Below are 15,303 nucleotides of genomic sequence, written 5' to 3' on the forward strand. Positions count from 1 at the left end.
ATAAAGTAAGCTTTATTTAATACATCACGATTGGCTATGTATTGAATCATGCAATGGTTGGGCGACGAAGACGAATCCTGACCTATGATTGATTAAGACCACATTGACAGGGAGAGTAACGGTGAGCGACGTGGAAAAGTTGGATTTAAATCTATTGAGCGTGTTCTTAGAAGTGTATCGATTAAAGTCGATCACGCTTGCATCAGAATCGCTTGGTATGACTCAGCCTGGGGTTAGTGGGGCATTGAAGCGATTGCAATCTCAGCTTGATACCGACCTGTTTATTCGTGAAGGGCGTGGGATTATTCCGACTAACGCTGCGGTGCAATTGGCAGACCGAGTAGAGCCTGCTCTAGAAGGGATAAGCAGCGCAGTAAGCACTTTAAAGACATTTGATAATCAGCAGCATCATGTGTTTCGTATCCTGGTGAATGAGATTGGATTAACCAAGCTTCAACCTCTCGTCGAGCAAGATGAGACGTTGGGCAATATCTCGATTGAATTCAATATGGTGCCGAACAACGAAGAAGAATTATTGCAAGGCTTGAGCATGCAACAAGCTGATTTAGCGATTGATATCCATTACCCGCAAGTTAACGGCTACATGAAGCAGCCGATGATTGAAGATGAGTTGGTGCTGATAGCTCGAAAGGGGCATCCGAGAATCAATGGCTCTGTGACGCAAGAGCAATATTACAACGAAAAGCATGTTACTTTTAGAATGCGTCGAACCCGTTTATACACGGCAGATTATTTTACCAAGTCGCCACTGAAACAGAGAAAAGTGAGTGCCGAGTGTGACTCGCTGATGACCATGTGTGTGCTGGTATCGGGCTCAGATTGTGTCGGCAGTACATCGCGTGATTTTGCCAATCAATTTTCCGAATCCTTCCAGCTTCAAGTCCTTGATCAGCCGTTTGAAATCTTACCGATGCAGCAATACATGATTTGGCATAAAAGAACCGATTTGAACCCTGCTCATCAGTGGCTGAGAAACAAGATTCAGCAATATATGGCTGATTAACGAGCCGCTCTTGCTGCTCGTTTCTGTTTGGCGCTCTCTATCATCTTAGAAGGCGTCATTCCTGTCACCAACATGGTGCCGGTGATAACCAGAATTGAACCAACAATCGTATTGATGCCAATTGCTTCATCTAAGAATAAGTTACCCCATAGAATACCAAATACCGGAATGATGAAGGTCACGGACAGGGCTGAAGGTGCGCCGAGTTCAGAGACGAGATTGAAGTAAAGTAGATACGCTAACCCAGTACATACCGCGCCTAATAAGACAACCGATGTAGTGATCGTAACGTCGGGTGTTTCTCTCATCGGAATAAAGAATACAAACGGCAAAACCAGCAATACCGCAGCCCACATGCTGCCATGAGCATTGTTGAATGCCTCAACTTTAGGGGCTTGTTTGGTATAGTTTGACGCTATTCCGTAGCTAAAGGCCGCCATCACTGCTGCAAAGATAGGAAGCATAGCCTCACGGCCAATGTTCATCGCATCCCAACCGACTAACACGCCAACTCCTGTTACCCCAATCCCAAGTCCCAATAGAACTTTCGCCTCGAGTGCTGTTTTGGTCCATATTGCACCAATGATTGCCGCCCATATTGGCGCGGTAGAGTTCAAGATGGCGAGTGTCGAGGCGTTAAGTGTCTGCGCGGCATAAGCGAAAAGCAAAAAAGGAAGTGTGGTGTTAAACAGGCCGAGAATGAAGAAGTGTTTTGCGTGATCATGAAAAGAGAGCTTCTTTTTTAAATAGAAAGAAACTAAAAGCAGAGTAAGTGCTGCAAACAGAACTCGCGCTTCAATTAAGACTGCGGGCCCTAATGGATTGGCGGCCATTCTCATGAAAAGAAACGAGCCTCCCCATATAGCCGCAAGTAGTATCAGTTTTAAAAAGCTCACAGTTTGAATCTCAGATTGTGTAAAACCTGACTATGGAGGAAAGATAACTATTACACAAACATAGATGCCAATACTGTGCAGTTATGGACATAAAATCGAGCCCGTTAATCAGGAACAATTTCGATGAATTTCGTTCTGTTTATTGTTCCTTATTTGATGAGTAATCTAGCGTTAGACATCAAACTTAGGCAAACAAAATGAAGATTGAACACATCGCAATTTGGACCAAACAACTCGAAGTACTGAAGCGATTTTATGAAGATTATTTCGGCGCGACATTGAACTCAAAATATCACAACCCAACCAAAGGGTTTTCTTCATACTTCCTCTCATTTGAGACTGGAAGCCGACTAGAGATCATGGAAATGGACTCTGTCCCTGAATCGAAAGACGACATCTATGACCAGTTCACAGGCTTCATTCACATGGCGATATCATTAGGTTCGGAACAGGCGGTCGATCAACTGACTCAACACTTGGTCGAAGACGGCTATGAGCGCTTAGATGGCCCAAGAAGAACAGGCGATGGCTATTATGAGAGCTGTGTACTCGATCCGGATGGTAATCGTTTGGAACTTACCGTTTAATGTAGAGACTTAATTGAGTTACTCATCTACTAACGGAACTGAGGTATGACAATGATGAAGCTTGCTGTGACTTTCCTTTTTAGTCTTGGGCTTATGGGATGTGCTACCTCAGAACCGGTGTATGAGCAGGAGGCGGACTCAAAGCCTGAACCATCACAACCCATAGGTTACCTCGGTTTTAAAGCTCACCAAGAGTGGGCGATTCAATTCAATGATTGCACGGTCTACGATTTAATCGGTGCACAACCTTACCAGTGGTTTGATCGCACTTCAGCCTCTGTGAGCTGTTATACGTTTAAGCCAAACGATGCCATCGAGCCTTTATCTGTCTATGCCGACGCAAACTTCGACAGCAATAAGCTAGCCCCGATTAACCTATTTCAAGAGCTGCAGGTATCAGAGTCTGGCTGGGGCAAGTTTCCTGCCGTCTATGAGACCAACGGCACCAACTGGTTGAAAGTCAAAGAGGGTTGGATTCACCTCACTTTAGCCGATCAGACACTCGTCCAGTTCTACCCGGGAACTCAAGACCTATCCGGCAAATCACTGCATGATCAGTATTTTGAGCAGCATTGATCGTAATGCTGACTGTTGATTAGTCTTTAGATCGATCAAAAAAGATCTTTTAACTATTGCTGAAACCGGTTTCAATCTGTATCTTTGCTTTTATTGAAATCGATTTCAGAGTTGTAATTGCAGCTCAAATTCTGATCTTTTTCACGAATAACTTGTAGTGAGTAATGGTATGAACAACGAATTTTCGAACGATTTTTTATGGGGCGGTGCAGTAGCAGCGCATCAACTAGAAGGCGGCTGGGATGCGAATGGTAAAGGTGTCAGTGTTGTTGATGTATTAACAGCGGGCGCTCATGGTGTACAACGTCGAATCACCGATGGCGTGATTGATGGCGAAAACTATCCTAACCAAGTCGCAGTGGATTTCTACCATCGCTACAAAGAAGACATTAAGTTATTCGCTGAGATGGGCTTTAAGTGTTTCCGTACCAGTATCGCGTGGACGCGTATCTTCCCAAATGGCGATGAAGCTGAACCGTGTGAAGCGGGATTAGCGTTTTACGATGATCTGTTTGACGAGCTGTTGAAATACGACATTCAGCCTGTGGTAACACTGAGCCACTTTGAAATGCCTTACCATCTAGCTAACGAATATGGTGGCTGGATGAACCGTAAAGTGATCGACTTCTTCGTTAAGTACTCAACTACGGTGATGGAGCGTTACCAGCACAAAGTGAAATACTGGATGACGTTTAACGAGATCAACAACCAGATGAACACCTCGGCAGATATTTTCGGTTGGTTATGCTCAGGCGTGAAGTTTCCACAATGCGAAAAGCCGCAAGAGGCGATGTATCAAGCGGTTCACCATCAGTTTGTTGCAAGTGCTTTGGTGGTTAAGAAAGGTCACGAGATCAATCCAGATCTTCAAATCGGCGCAATGTGTGCGATGGTGCCTTTCTATCCTCGTTCTTCTAAACCGGAAGACATTATGGTGGCACAACAAGCGATGCGTGACCGTTACTTCTTCTCAGATGTGATGGTTCGCGGTCATTACCCAAATTACGCTACGCGTGACTGGGCAATCAAAGGCTTCAACATTAAGATGCAGCCTGAAGATGAGCAGATCCTAAAAGAAGGTAAGGCTGATTACTTAGGCTTTAGCTACTACATGTCGAATACCTTGGATTCTTCTTCTCACCAATCTACAGAAGAAGCGATGGACGGCGGTCATGAAAATTCGGTCGATAATCCGTTCATCCAGTCTAGCGATTGGGGCTGGCCAATTGATCCGACGGGTTTGCGTTTCTGTTTAGCGTCTCTGTATGAACGTTATGAAGTGCCATTGTTCATCGTTGAGAACGGTTTTGGCGCGGTTGATACCATTGAAGAAGATGGCAGCATTAATGACGATTACCGCATTGCTTACCTTGGCGACCACATCAAAGAGATGAAAAAAGCCGTTGCGATTGATGGTGTTGATTTGATGGGTTACACCCCTTGGGGCTGTATCGACTTAGTTTCGTTCACCACGGGCGAGATGAAAAAACGCTACGGATTCATTTACGTAGATAAGCACAACGATCAATCTGGCTCACTAGAACGCAAGCGCAAGAAGTCTTTCGAGTGGTATAAAGGTGTGATTGCATCTAACGGTGCCACTATTTAGAATGCATTCCCCAGCGCAGTTATGTGAACTGTGAGCTGTCATTTTGCAATGAATTAGTCGGCCTATGTCGGCTAATTTTTTATAAAGGAAAAGAAGCGAATGGTAACCATGCTTGATGTCGCAAACCGCGCAGGCGTATCTAAATCGACCGTTTCTCGTGTCTTAAATGGCAAGAACATCGTGCGCCCAGATGTGGTGAAAAAGGTATTTGATGCGATTCAAGAAACAGGTTATCGACCGAACTTGTTGGCTCAGCAATTGGCGACCAAGAAGACCAATTTCATCGGCTTTGTAATTACCAATGAGTTGTTCAATGGCCCTTACTTCTCTTCCTTGATGTATCACGCGGCTTCTTATAGCGAAAAGTCGAATCACCAATTGGTGATCACCGATGGCAAACACAGCGCTGAAGACGAAAGAAAGGCGATCAATTTCCTGCTGGATATGAAGTGCGCGGGCATCATCATCTATCCGCAATGTTTAACCGAAAGCGAGATAGCTCAGATCATCGAAAGCACTGACACTCCGATTCTGGTACTCAACCGAGAAATGCCGTCGAAGCCCAATCATGCTATTACCACCGACCATTATCAGAGCGCTTGTTTGATGGTTGAACACATCATCGAGCAGGGTCATACCGATATTGCAGTGATTCGTGGTAAAGCCGGTTCTTCGACCGATGAGCTGCGTTACCAAGCCTATCAAGATGTGTTAACTAAACATGGTGTTGCATTGGATGAGTCCAACGTTGTTCAAGGTGATTGGACGATGGAGAGCGGTTATCACGCGACTCAAGCTTTGGCAAAAAGCAGAACCACATTCACTGCTATCTTGTCTGAAAACGATGATATGGCGATTGGTGCGATTAAGGCGTTAACCGAACTTGGGTACTCATTGCCTCAAGATGTTTCGATCGTCGGCTTTGATAACAGCAAAGTGGGGGCGTTTTTAACGCCAAGCTTAACGTCTGTGAGTGTGCCATTAGAGCAAATGACGCAAAAGGCGATCCTGCAAATTGTCGGTGAAACAGAGCAAGCGACCACCATCAATACCACTGGTAGTTTGGTGTTACGTGATTCGATAGCGAAGCTAAATTAGCACTGTTCGAATTTCATATTTTACCTACAAAAAGTGACGAGCTGCGCATCTCTTAAACCAAGCTCAAACACTCCTTATTCACTGTTATTTAGATGTGCGATATTGCGTTTTTGGTCGATGAATTGACCACCATTAGTTAAGTAATGTGGAGCTAGATAAGTAATATGAAAATAGCTAATTGATGTGAGAACAGGTAAGTAACGTGAAAACAGAAAAACAAAAAATGCTAGCAGGTGAACCTTATCAGGCTTGGGATAAAGAGCTTTATGCAGCTCGTATCGAATGTCGCAAGGTGCTTCAAAAACTCAATAACAGTATTCCTGGCACATCTGAATGGGAAGCAGCAACGCAAGAGCTCATTCCGGACTGTGAAAATGCGCATTTAGAACCTCCATTTCGTTGTGACTACGGCTCGAACATCAAGCTAGGCAAGAACTTCTACGCTAACTTTAACTGCGTGATTTTGGATGTGGCTGAAGTGACTATTGGCGACAATGTGCTGCTTGGTCCGAACGTTCAAATCCTGACTGCAGGTCACCCACTCGATGTGAAAGGCCGTGTAGAAGAAGGCGTTGAGTTTGGCACACCGATTAATGTTGGCAACAATGTTTGGCTTGGCGGTGGTGTAATTATCTGCCCCGGTGTCACCATTGGCGAAAACAGCGTGATTGGCGCGGGCAGTGTCGTAACCAAAGACATCCCAGCCAATGTGGTTGCAGTCGGTAATCCATGTAAAGTGCTGAAAGCGATCGATAACGAGTAATAATCAGATTGAATTGATAAAGCCCGAACCTAGGTTCGGGCTTTGTTTTTTCTATTCTTGCTAGATGCTAGATGCTAGATGCTAGATGGAACAGCTTGTTGTGCTTGCTTTTTATCTAACGCACCACTGAATCGAGTCAGAACAAGAGCGATCAAAACGATCACAGCACCTACCCAAGGGGTGTTCATTAATCCAGATTTCGCGACAATCAAACCACCGCCCCATGAGCCTAATGCAATACCGACGTTGAAGGCTGCAATGTTCAATCCAGAAGCGACATCGACGGCGTCTGGTGTGTATTTCTCAGCCAGTTTCACAACATACACTTGTAGTCCTGGAACGTTACCGAATGCGAATGCACCCCAAACCAAAATGGTAGCAACAGCTGCGTAAGGGTTTACTGCGGTAAAGTTGAATACCACCAGTACTGCGGCTAAACCAGAGAAGATAACGGTCAGTGCTTTAATTGGGCCCATCTTGTCGGCCATTTTTCCGCCCCAGATGTTACCGACCGCCACTGACACACCGTAAACCAACATGATTAAGCTGATTGAGCTCGAATCAAATCCTGATACATTTTCCAGTATTGGAGCAAGGAACGTAAACGCTGTGAATGTGCCGCCATAACCTAGTGCTGTGATAGCGTAAACCAACAGTAAGCGTGGTTGAGTTAGAACCTTTAGTTGTGCCGAAATCTTCGCCGCTGGTGGTTGCTTAAGGTTGCTTGGAACCAAGATAGCGCTACCGATAAGAGCAATAAGACCAAGCAGAGCCACTATCAAGAAGGTCGCTTGCCAGCCAAAGGTTTGCCCGATATAAGTGCCCAGTGGTACGCCGGTTACCAATGCAACCGTTAAACCTGTAAACATGATCGCAATGGCACTGGCTGCTTTATCTTTTGAAACCAAACCTGTCGCGATGGTCGATCCAATCGAGAAGAACACGCCATGGGCAAGGCCAGTCAAAATTCGTGCGGCGATCAGCGTGTTATAACCCGGAGCTTGCCACGCCAATAAGTTACCAATGACAAACAATGCCATCACGGTCAGCAACACCGCCTTACGATTCCATTTGCCGGTTAATGCCGTTATTACTGGTGCGCCAATGGCAACGCCAAGCGCGTATAAACTGACTAATAGGCCTGCCGATGGCAGAGATACATTCAAGTCGCTCGCCATGGTAGGAATCAAGCCTACGATGACAAATTCTGTGGTTCCGATGGCAAAGGCGCTGAGCGTCAATGCAAGTAATGCTAATGGCATAATCATCTCTCTTACTGTTCTTTGTTAAATACCGAGCGCGATAAAATGGGGCAGCTTGTGACTGCAATAGGAGCGCTTCGTTTGATGGCGAGGATTATCTAGCAAAATATATTTGTGAAAAATGCCATCATTAACAAATAACCTTTGTGTTATTTGCAATAATTGGAGAGTTAACCGATCATTGGATTAAGCTGATGAGATCGCAAAGACTCAGATGATTTGAGCTGTGATGAGCACAAGCGAGATGACATTAAACAAAATGAAGATAGCGAAGGAGCCTCATGTTAACCCGTTCAGATGATTTAGAAATGGTACTCACCGTTGTCGATGCTGGTGGTTTTTCTGCGGCGGCAGAGGCGCTGGATGTGCAGGTCGCCAAGGTGTCTCGTTCGGTGAGTAAGGTTGAGTCGCAACTCGGCGTCTCAATATTCAACCGAACAACGAGACGCGTGGAATTGACGGAGGAAGGGCGGCAGTTTGTCGATTCAGTCAGGGTGGGATTACAGATGATTCAGAGCGCGGAAGAAGAAATCGTGTCGCGCGGAGAGTTGCCAAAAGGTCGTTTAAGAGTCGATGCCGCCAGTCCATTCGTATTCCATCAGCTAGTGCCGTTGGTGCAGTCATTCAAAGAGGCTTACCCAGACATTGAGTTGGAACTCACTTCCAACGAAGGCTTCGTTGATCTTCTCGAAAAGAGAACTGATGTTGCGATTCGAATCGGTAAGTTGTCCGATTCAACACTGCACGCTCGCCCGTTAGGAAAAAGTTTACTCCATATTGTGGCGTCACCTGATTATCTCGCTAAGCGTGGGCTGCCCACCAAACCTGAAGATTTGAGTTCGCATCAAATTGTGGGGTTTGCGGGTAACAAAGTGCTTAACCATTGGCCTTTACCAAACCAAAGTGATGTCGCGCCTACTGTGACAGCCAGTAATGGTGAAACCGTGCGTCAACTAGTCTTAGCTGGAAATGGGATTGCTTGTTTATCGGGGTTTATGGTGCAGGAAGATATGGCAGCAGGTCGCCTAATCCCTATTCTGGAACAAGACAAACTTGCCAACACAGACCGAGAGCGAGTGAATGCGGTTTACTACAAGTCGTCATCGGTCTCTAAACGTATCTCGGCGTTTATCGACTTTATTCAGCCCCGTTTGAGCTTGTAGGGAAGAATGAAATACTCTTTAGCAGCACACAGCCAAACCGTTATTTGAATCGTTTGAGAGCGGGTATTCGTATCAATGTTTAGAGAGCACATATTGTTGTATTGAGATTCGATAGGTGGATGTGATCTCAATATTGTTTACCAACTTTTACTGTTTAAAACCCACCCGCCCAAGCATCGAAGTCATCAATATTGTCGAGTTCTTGCTGGCTTCTTGGCGCAGGGTAATAAGGCAAGGCTAACCTTTGAACGGAAGGTTGCAGCTCCCAATCGGGTGTAATCTTGAGTCGGGTTAACTCATCGTTGAGGCGCACAAACATATAGTAGCCATCGGCATGGGTATTGGCGTAACTCGCGATAGTTGCGATATCACCGGAAGGTAATTTTACGTCTCGACCGAGTGGATAGAGCTGGTGCAATGCGAAACTCACTTTGGGATCTTCAAGTTTGCCTTGCTTAAAGCGTTCTAATCCGATGGCGGTTGAAGTGGTGCGCGGCTTCCACCCTGTGAGGAACAATCCACTCAAGTTATCTTGGAACGGCTTACCCTTTCGATTGCCTTCATTGGTAATGAATTGAACCGTCAGCGTGTCTCCCGATTCTTGCAGAATTTCTAAAAACTGTTCACCAGTGCGATCGACCAAAAGCTTCATAAGACATAAATACCATTAAGAATGAAATACGATAAAGGGTACTACTATAAGGAAGGCTTGTGTAGAGACGATAAAGGTTATGCAGCGTGAACAATGTTTTCGGTGTTGATCCTTACATGTCCCTTAGATGAACAACAGCTTTAGCGCTTACGTAAGTAATGCGTTTGCACAATCTCATATAAGTAAGTCGACACGCCTGTTAGTGTGAAATCAAGCGGTGAAACTAGATCTCCAAACAATGGTGAAGCATCACCCAGACCGAATAGAGCTCACCATTGACATGGTCGAAAAGCCGCTGAGTTTATACTGTTTGGCACTCACCCAACTTAAGTGATTTGTGGGCCAATTTACCGACCTTTAAATTTATACTGGATAATTACCTATAAATTTCAGGCTTTAGCAGTAATAATCAATGAATAGATCGGAATAGCTTGTTCATTGAAAAGCTGTACGGAAAGTTTCTAAAGACGCCATCGTGAAAAGGAAGTCAGATACATGCCTGTGCTCCAACGCATCAGTTTAACGTTAATCTTAATCGCCGTTTTAGGTGGGTGTTCTTCACTTCCTGAAGGCATCGATCATCCAACAGAACCGCCAACCTCTCCTGCACCTAGTTCTTTATCGGTTCTAACCAATGAATTTCAGCCTGAAGCTTTAGAGCAAGGCACCACTGCGGTTCGTCTGCAAGAGTCTGGTTGGGATGCCTTGGCACAGCGATTAGCGCTGGTCGAAAGTGCCGAGCACACCATCGACATTCAATATTACATCTGGAACTCTGACGAATCGGGCAGCTATCTCGCTAGCCGTTTATTAGCAGCGGCCGAGCGCGGTGTGAAGGTTCGCGTAATGCTGGATGATATCAACCTCAACGAACGTGAAGGGTTGCTGTCGGCACTGGATGCACACCCGAACGTCGAGATTCGTATCTTCAATCCAACACCAACACGCCGCGGTTTCAGTAAATGGCTGAGCTTTGTCGGCGACTTTTCTCGTTTAAATCGCCGTATGCACAATAAGTCGTTTACCGTCGATGGTACTTTGTCTGTGGTGGGTGGCCGTAATATCGGTGATGAATACTTTGACCTTTCTGATGAAATCAATTTCCGAGACCGCGATGTATTAGTCATGGGCTCGGTAGTTAACACCATCCAAACCAGTTTTGTTGAATACTGGAACAGCCGTTGGTCTTACCCTGTCGATATGCTGGATGATGACGAACAACCTGATCTCTCGAAGATAGATAATATTGTCGTTCCGCATTATCAAAATTACCCGGAATTGCCACTAGATCGTAAGGCTGCTGATAGTTTGCTGAAAGAGGTGATTGGTGAGATGGCATGGGTGAATGCGCGTTTTGTTTACGATCAGCCTGTTCCTGATGATTCAGACAATACCGATGAACCGAAAGCGACCGCGATTCTTCTAGGTAAGTTAGCGAGTGAATCGAAACAAGAGATCTTATTGGAATCGGCTTACCTTGTATTCGATGATGGTCAGCTTGAAGAGTGGCAAGTGTTGAACAATAAGGGCGTTGAGATAAAAGCGCTAACTAACTCTATGGCCTCTAATGATCTGGTGACTAATCATTCTGCTTATGCGGGCAGACGTTACGATATGTTGGAGCATGGCATCGATCTGTTTGAGCTAAAACCAGAATCTAAGTTGTGTGAAGCATCGACTCAGGACTTGTCGAAATGTGCACCTGAGACGGCCTATGGCTTGCACGCTAAATCAGTCGTATTCGACCGCAGCATCGCGAGCATCGGCTCATTTAACTTCAACTTGCGTTCTACCTACTTGAACACGGAATCGGTTTTGATCATCGAGAATAAAGAGATTGCTGAAACATTAGCAGAAACCATTGAGCAAGCAATGAGCGAAGAAAACAGCTGGCGATTAGAGCTTGAAGACGGTGATGTGTATTGGTATTCAGGCGATCAAAGCTGGGACAGCGAACCAGAAACGGGTAAGTGGGAACGAATGCAGTCAGGCTTTTTGCAATTGCTACCGATTGAGAAATATCTGTAAGCTAGCCGCCTCCGGATAAATAAAAATGTCAGCGTATATTACGCTGACATTTTTGTTTGTACTGCTGTTTGCTGCTAGCTCTAATCGCTTAACGGCTTAACGGCTTAACGGCTTAACGGCTTAACGGCTTAACGGCTTAACGCTTGGTCAGCTGCTTGCTGTTTAAGTAAGGCAGAATATGTGGGCGAGATTCGCCAGACAGCTTTTGAGTGATCTGTTGTGACCAACTGCTCTGCTTTTGGTTGCTTGAACGGCTTGCGTAGTAGCTTTGCATCGAATCATCGTAGCTGGCAATTTCATCTAGACTCAGCGGTTGGTATTGGTTTTCGTGCATCACCACATGAGCAGGAAGGCGAGGCTTAACCTCTGGTTGCTGTGCCGGGTGACCTAAGCACATCCCAAACAACACGGCGGTATGTTGTGGTAGTTCTAACAGTTCATCGACTTGTTGTGCGCTGTTACGCAGCCCGCCAATGTACACGCCACCCAAACCTAGAGACTCAGCAGCCAGCATGCAGTTTTGCGCCATGATGCCAGAATCTACCGCTCCAATCAGGGTCAGTTCAGTAAAGTCGGTTTTCACTTCCGGGTTAATTTGAGCGTGGCGCTGATAGTCGATACAGAACACTAAAAACTCAGCCGCATTCTCAACGTAAGCTTGATTACCTGCGTATTCGGCTAGCAGTTTACGCTTCTCTTTGTTTGTCACTCTCACGATAGAAACAGCCTGCAGTAAGCTCGATGACGAAGCCGCGAGACCAGCCTGAATAATCACATCAAGTTGTGCTTTTTCAATCGGTTGATTTGTATATTGACGAATGGAGCGGTGCCCCAGAATAGTTTCAATCGTGCTGTTCATAACTCTCAGACAGTCCTTGTGATGATGGCGTAGAGAATCACAATAACGACAATTACCATGAGCGTAAAGGGCATTAGAGCCTTTCTGGTTGACATATTTCAGCAGCGTCAGCCCAGTTTTTGAGATTCTATTTATAATCGATTAATGCCAGCTGCTATGCCGCTGGCATTTTATTATTGAGTGAAACTTGCTTCGAAATAGGCACCAAATGCTCAGAACTGTCGGATAAAATAGGGCATACTGGACTCAATATATAAACCCAAGAAAGTAACCACGCGCATGAATCCAATCTGCCTCAACGACCCTTTTTTTCTTCCTAATGGCCAAGTGATCAAAAATCGCCTGTTCAAATCGGCAATGAGTGAACAGCTAGGTGATAAACATCATAACCCTAAGCAAGGTTTAGTCACGCTTTACCAGCGTTGGGCTCAAGGAGGAATTGGTCTATCCATGACGGGTAACGTGATGGTCGATAGAGGTGCGCTTGGTGAACCTAAAAACGTGGTGTTGGATGAGCAAAGTGATTTAAGCGTATTTCGTGAGTGGGCGAGTGCCGGAACACAGAATGGTTCGCAGATATGGATGCAGCTGAATCACCCAGGTAAGCAAATTCCTAAATTCTTATGTGATAGCCCGGTTGCTCCTTCGGCTATCTCTTTAGAGCGTGGATTAGAAAAAGGCTTTAATACGCCACGAGCTCTGACTGAGAAGGAAATAATCGCAATCATTGATAAATTCGCGCTGAGTGCAAAGCTTGCAAAACAAGCGGGTTTTACTGGTGTACAGATTCACGGTGCTCATGGTTATCTTGTCAGTCAGTTTTTGTCTTCTAGACACAATCAACGCCAAGACAAATGGGGTGAGTCACTCGAAAACAGACTTCGTTTCGTGCTTGAGGTTTATCGCGCGATTCGAAAAGAGGTTGGTGAAGATTTCCCTGTCGGAATTAAGCTCAACAGCGCCGACTTCATGAAAGGTGGCTTCACTGAAGAAGAGTCGATGCAGGTTGTGCAAACACTGAGTGATAACGGTATCGACCTGATTGAGATCTCTGGCGGCACCTATGAAAGTCCATCAATGATGGGTTCAAAGAGCAAAGCTGAATCAATCAAGTCCAGCACAGTAAAACGTGAAGCGTATTTTATGGATTACATGGTTAAGGCGAGAAAACTCGTGAGTACACCGCTGGTGGTCACGGGTGGTTTTCGAACCGCGCAAGCAATGAATGAAGCATTAAACACCTCGGCGACCGATTTTATTGGTATTGCGCGAACAATGGCGGTTGATCCTGATTTCCCTAACAAGTTAATTGAAAACCCTAGCCACGGCATGCCACTAACGGTGCCAACCACAGGAAAACCCGCATTAGACAAGGTGGCGATGGTCGGGCTGGTTTGGTATGAACATCAGATGTGGCGCATTGCCTCTGGCAAGAATGCTGACCCTAAACTTAGCGCATTAAGCGTGGTGGTAAAAACAATTCTCAGCGCTGGCTGGCACGCTTTCAAAAAGCGCAGAGTGTAAGCAGTCATGGATTGATAAAGCAGAACTTTGAGGAATTGAAGTTCTGCTTTTTTGTTTGTCTCCTTTTAAGTTCTCGATAAATACATCGCAGAGCACCCTCAGCCAGCTTAGCTGTGGTACTAATCTAATACCAACATGAGCATTGGTTATAGTGTTCATAAGTGGCAAATCAGAGTAGACCAACTAGGATGAATTGAATTAAACCCTACAATTAATTCAACAACATGGTAGTTGCTATGAAGAAAATAACCCTCTTATCTGTCGCGATCTTATCCAGTCTCTCTTTCTCATCTTTTGCTAAAGATTGTGATCCCAACTTGTTGCCTTCTTGGAAGGACAGCGAGAGCAAATCCGCTATCGTCGACTTTGTTGGGCAAGCCACTAAAGCTGAGTCTGATACGTTCGTGGCAATTGAAGATCGCATTGCCGTGTTCGATAACGACGGTACGCTTTGGTCGGAAAAGCCTTATTACTTCCAATTAGCCTTTGCACTAGATCGTGTAAAAGAGATGGCGCCTGACCACCCTGAATGGAAAACCGAAGCACCGTTTAAGTTTGTACTCGAAGATGATATTGAGAGCGTTCTGGGCAGCGGTGAAGAAGGGCTATTGAAAATCATCATGGCGACACATTCTGGTATGACTGTTGAGCAATACCAGCAAGACGTTGAGCAATGGCTGACGGTAACAAAAGATAAACGCTTCAACAAAGCCTACACAGACCTTACTTATCAGCCAATGAAAGAGATGCTGACTTACCTGCAAGAGCATGACTTTAAGACTTATATTGTGTCGGGCGGAGGCGTTGATTTCATGAGAGCGTGGGCTCCACAAGCTTATAATATTCCTACAGAGCAAATCATCGGTAGCGCGCTTAAATACAACTACAGCTACAACGATGGTAAGCCAACCGTTACTAAAGACTCGTCCATTTTGACCATTGATGACAAAGCCGGAAAGGTCACTAACATTCAGCATATTATCGGCAAGAAACCTATTCTAGCGGTCGGCAACTCAGACGGTGACCAAGCGATGATGCAATGGGCTACGAGCCAACCCAACTCAATGGCGATGATTGTTCATCACACTGATGCTGAGCGCGAGTGGCAGTACGATCGTGAGTCTCACGTTGGCAAGCTTGATAAAGCGCTAGATGAGGCGAATTCCAGAGAGGATTGGACACTGATCGACATGAAATCCGATTGGTGTGAGGTGTACTAACGCCAAGTATACCCTTGGTCAAAACTTCAAAGGCTCGGATTT

14 protein-coding genes are annotated in these 15,303 nt (G+C 45.4%); 10 read left to right on the top strand and 4 right to left on the bottom strand.

From position 1 onward, the window contains the following. Nucleotides 1–121: 121 nt before the first annotated feature. The gene (locus AB4323_RS00115) at nucleotides 122–1,024 is read left to right on the top strand and encodes a LysR family transcriptional regulator (protein WP_017059462.1); all 903 of its coding nucleotides are present in this window, start codon (nucleotides 122–124) and stop codon (nucleotides 1,022–1,024) included. Here AB4323_RS00115 and AB4323_RS00120 read toward each other — a convergent pair. Further along, nucleotides 1,021–1,920, bottom strand: a complete 900-nt coding sequence (locus AB4323_RS00120; RefSeq protein ID WP_017059463.1) for a DMT family transporter — start codon at nucleotides 1,918–1,920, stop codon at nucleotides 1,021–1,023. The two genes, AB4323_RS00115 and AB4323_RS00120, sit on opposite strands and share 4 nt — an antisense overlap. Nucleotides 1,921–2,117: 197 nt before the next feature. On the opposite strand from AB4323_RS00120, the gene AB4323_RS00125 reads away from it, so the two are divergent. The 5 genes from AB4323_RS00125 (at nucleotide 2,118) to AB4323_RS00145 (ending at nucleotide 6,553) form a co-directional block, all read left to right on the top strand. Beyond that, complete coding sequence (locus AB4323_RS00125) at nucleotides 2,118–2,507, top strand: VOC family protein (protein WP_372151322.1); 390 nt, start codon at nucleotides 2,118–2,120, stop codon at nucleotides 2,505–2,507. Between the two features lie 51 nt (nucleotides 2,508–2,558). After that, a complete protein-coding gene (locus tag AB4323_RS00130) occupies nucleotides 2,559–3,083 on the top strand; it encodes a hypothetical protein (RefSeq protein WP_136977973.1) in 525 nt (174 codons plus the stop codon). A gap of 169 nt (nucleotides 3,084–3,252) precedes the next feature. Continuing rightward, nucleotides 3,253–4,692, top strand: coding sequence for a 6-phospho-beta-glucosidase (locus tag AB4323_RS00135; protein ID WP_372151324.1), 1,440 nt, complete (start codon nucleotides 3,253–3,255; stop codon nucleotides 4,690–4,692). A 99-nt stretch (nucleotides 4,693–4,791) separates the two neighbouring features. Beyond that, on the top strand, nucleotides 4,792–5,790 hold the full coding sequence (locus tag AB4323_RS00140; RefSeq protein WP_372151326.1) for a LacI family DNA-binding transcriptional regulator: 999 nt from the start codon (nucleotides 4,792–4,794) through the stop codon (nucleotides 5,788–5,790). Between the two features lie 202 nt (nucleotides 5,791–5,992). Then, complete coding sequence (locus AB4323_RS00145) at nucleotides 5,993–6,553, top strand: sugar O-acetyltransferase (RefSeq protein ID WP_017064028.1); 561 nt, start codon at nucleotides 5,993–5,995, stop codon at nucleotides 6,551–6,553. Between the two features lie 74 nt (nucleotides 6,554–6,627). Here the strand turns inward: AB4323_RS00145 and AB4323_RS00150 are convergent, their stop codons facing one another. After that, nucleotides 6,628–7,815 carry an MFS transporter gene (locus AB4323_RS00150; RefSeq protein ID WP_017064027.1) on the bottom strand — a complete coding sequence of 396 codons (1,188 nt, stop codon included), beginning with the start codon at nucleotides 7,813–7,815 and terminating at the stop codon, nucleotides 6,628–6,630. A gap of 281 nt (nucleotides 7,816–8,096) precedes the next feature. Here AB4323_RS00150 and AB4323_RS00155 point away from each other — a divergent pair, with 281 nt between their 5' ends. Continuing rightward, complete coding sequence (locus tag AB4323_RS00155; protein ID WP_017064026.1) at nucleotides 8,097–8,978, top strand: LysR family transcriptional regulator; 882 nt, start codon at nucleotides 8,097–8,099, stop codon at nucleotides 8,976–8,978. 154 nt (nucleotides 8,979–9,132) lie between these two features. Here AB4323_RS00155 and AB4323_RS00160 read toward each other — a convergent pair whose 3' ends face one another. Continuing rightward, nucleotides 9,133–9,630, bottom strand: a complete 498-nt coding sequence (locus AB4323_RS00160; RefSeq protein WP_017089512.1) for a hypothetical protein — start codon at nucleotides 9,628–9,630, stop codon at nucleotides 9,133–9,135. 495 nt (nucleotides 9,631–10,125) lie between these two features. Here AB4323_RS00160 and AB4323_RS00165 point away from each other — a divergent pair, with 495 nt between their 5' ends. Next, complete coding sequence (locus AB4323_RS00165) at nucleotides 10,126–11,658, top strand: phospholipase D family protein (protein WP_372151328.1); 1,533 nt, start codon at nucleotides 10,126–10,128, stop codon at nucleotides 11,656–11,658. 136 nt (nucleotides 11,659–11,794) lie between these two features. On the opposite strand, the gene nfsA is transcribed toward AB4323_RS00165, so the two are convergent. Then, the gene (gene nfsA / locus AB4323_RS00170; protein WP_017094836.1) at nucleotides 11,795–12,517 is read right to left on the bottom strand and encodes an oxygen-insensitive NADPH nitroreductase; all 723 of its coding nucleotides are present in this window, start codon (nucleotides 12,515–12,517) and stop codon (nucleotides 11,795–11,797) included. A gap of 279 nt (nucleotides 12,518–12,796) precedes the next feature. On the opposite strand from nfsA, the gene AB4323_RS00175 reads away from it, so the two are divergent. Both AB4323_RS00175 and AB4323_RS00180 read left to right on the top strand, forming a co-directional pair. Continuing rightward, a complete protein-coding gene (locus AB4323_RS00175; RefSeq protein ID WP_372151330.1) occupies nucleotides 12,797–14,041 on the top strand; it encodes an NADH:flavin oxidoreductase/NADH oxidase family protein in 1,245 nt (414 codons plus the stop codon). 236 nt (nucleotides 14,042–14,277) lie between these two features. Continuing rightward, on the top strand, nucleotides 14,278–15,261 hold the full coding sequence (locus AB4323_RS00180; RefSeq protein ID WP_372151332.1) for an HAD family hydrolase: 984 nt from the start codon (nucleotides 14,278–14,280) through the stop codon (nucleotides 15,259–15,261). Nucleotides 15,262–15,303: the final 42 nt, after the last annotated feature.

The organism is Vibrio sp. 10N.261.52.C11, assembly GCF_041471405.1.
Lineage (GTDB): Bacteria > Pseudomonadota > Gammaproteobacteria > Enterobacterales > Vibrionaceae > Vibrio > Vibrio crassostreae_C.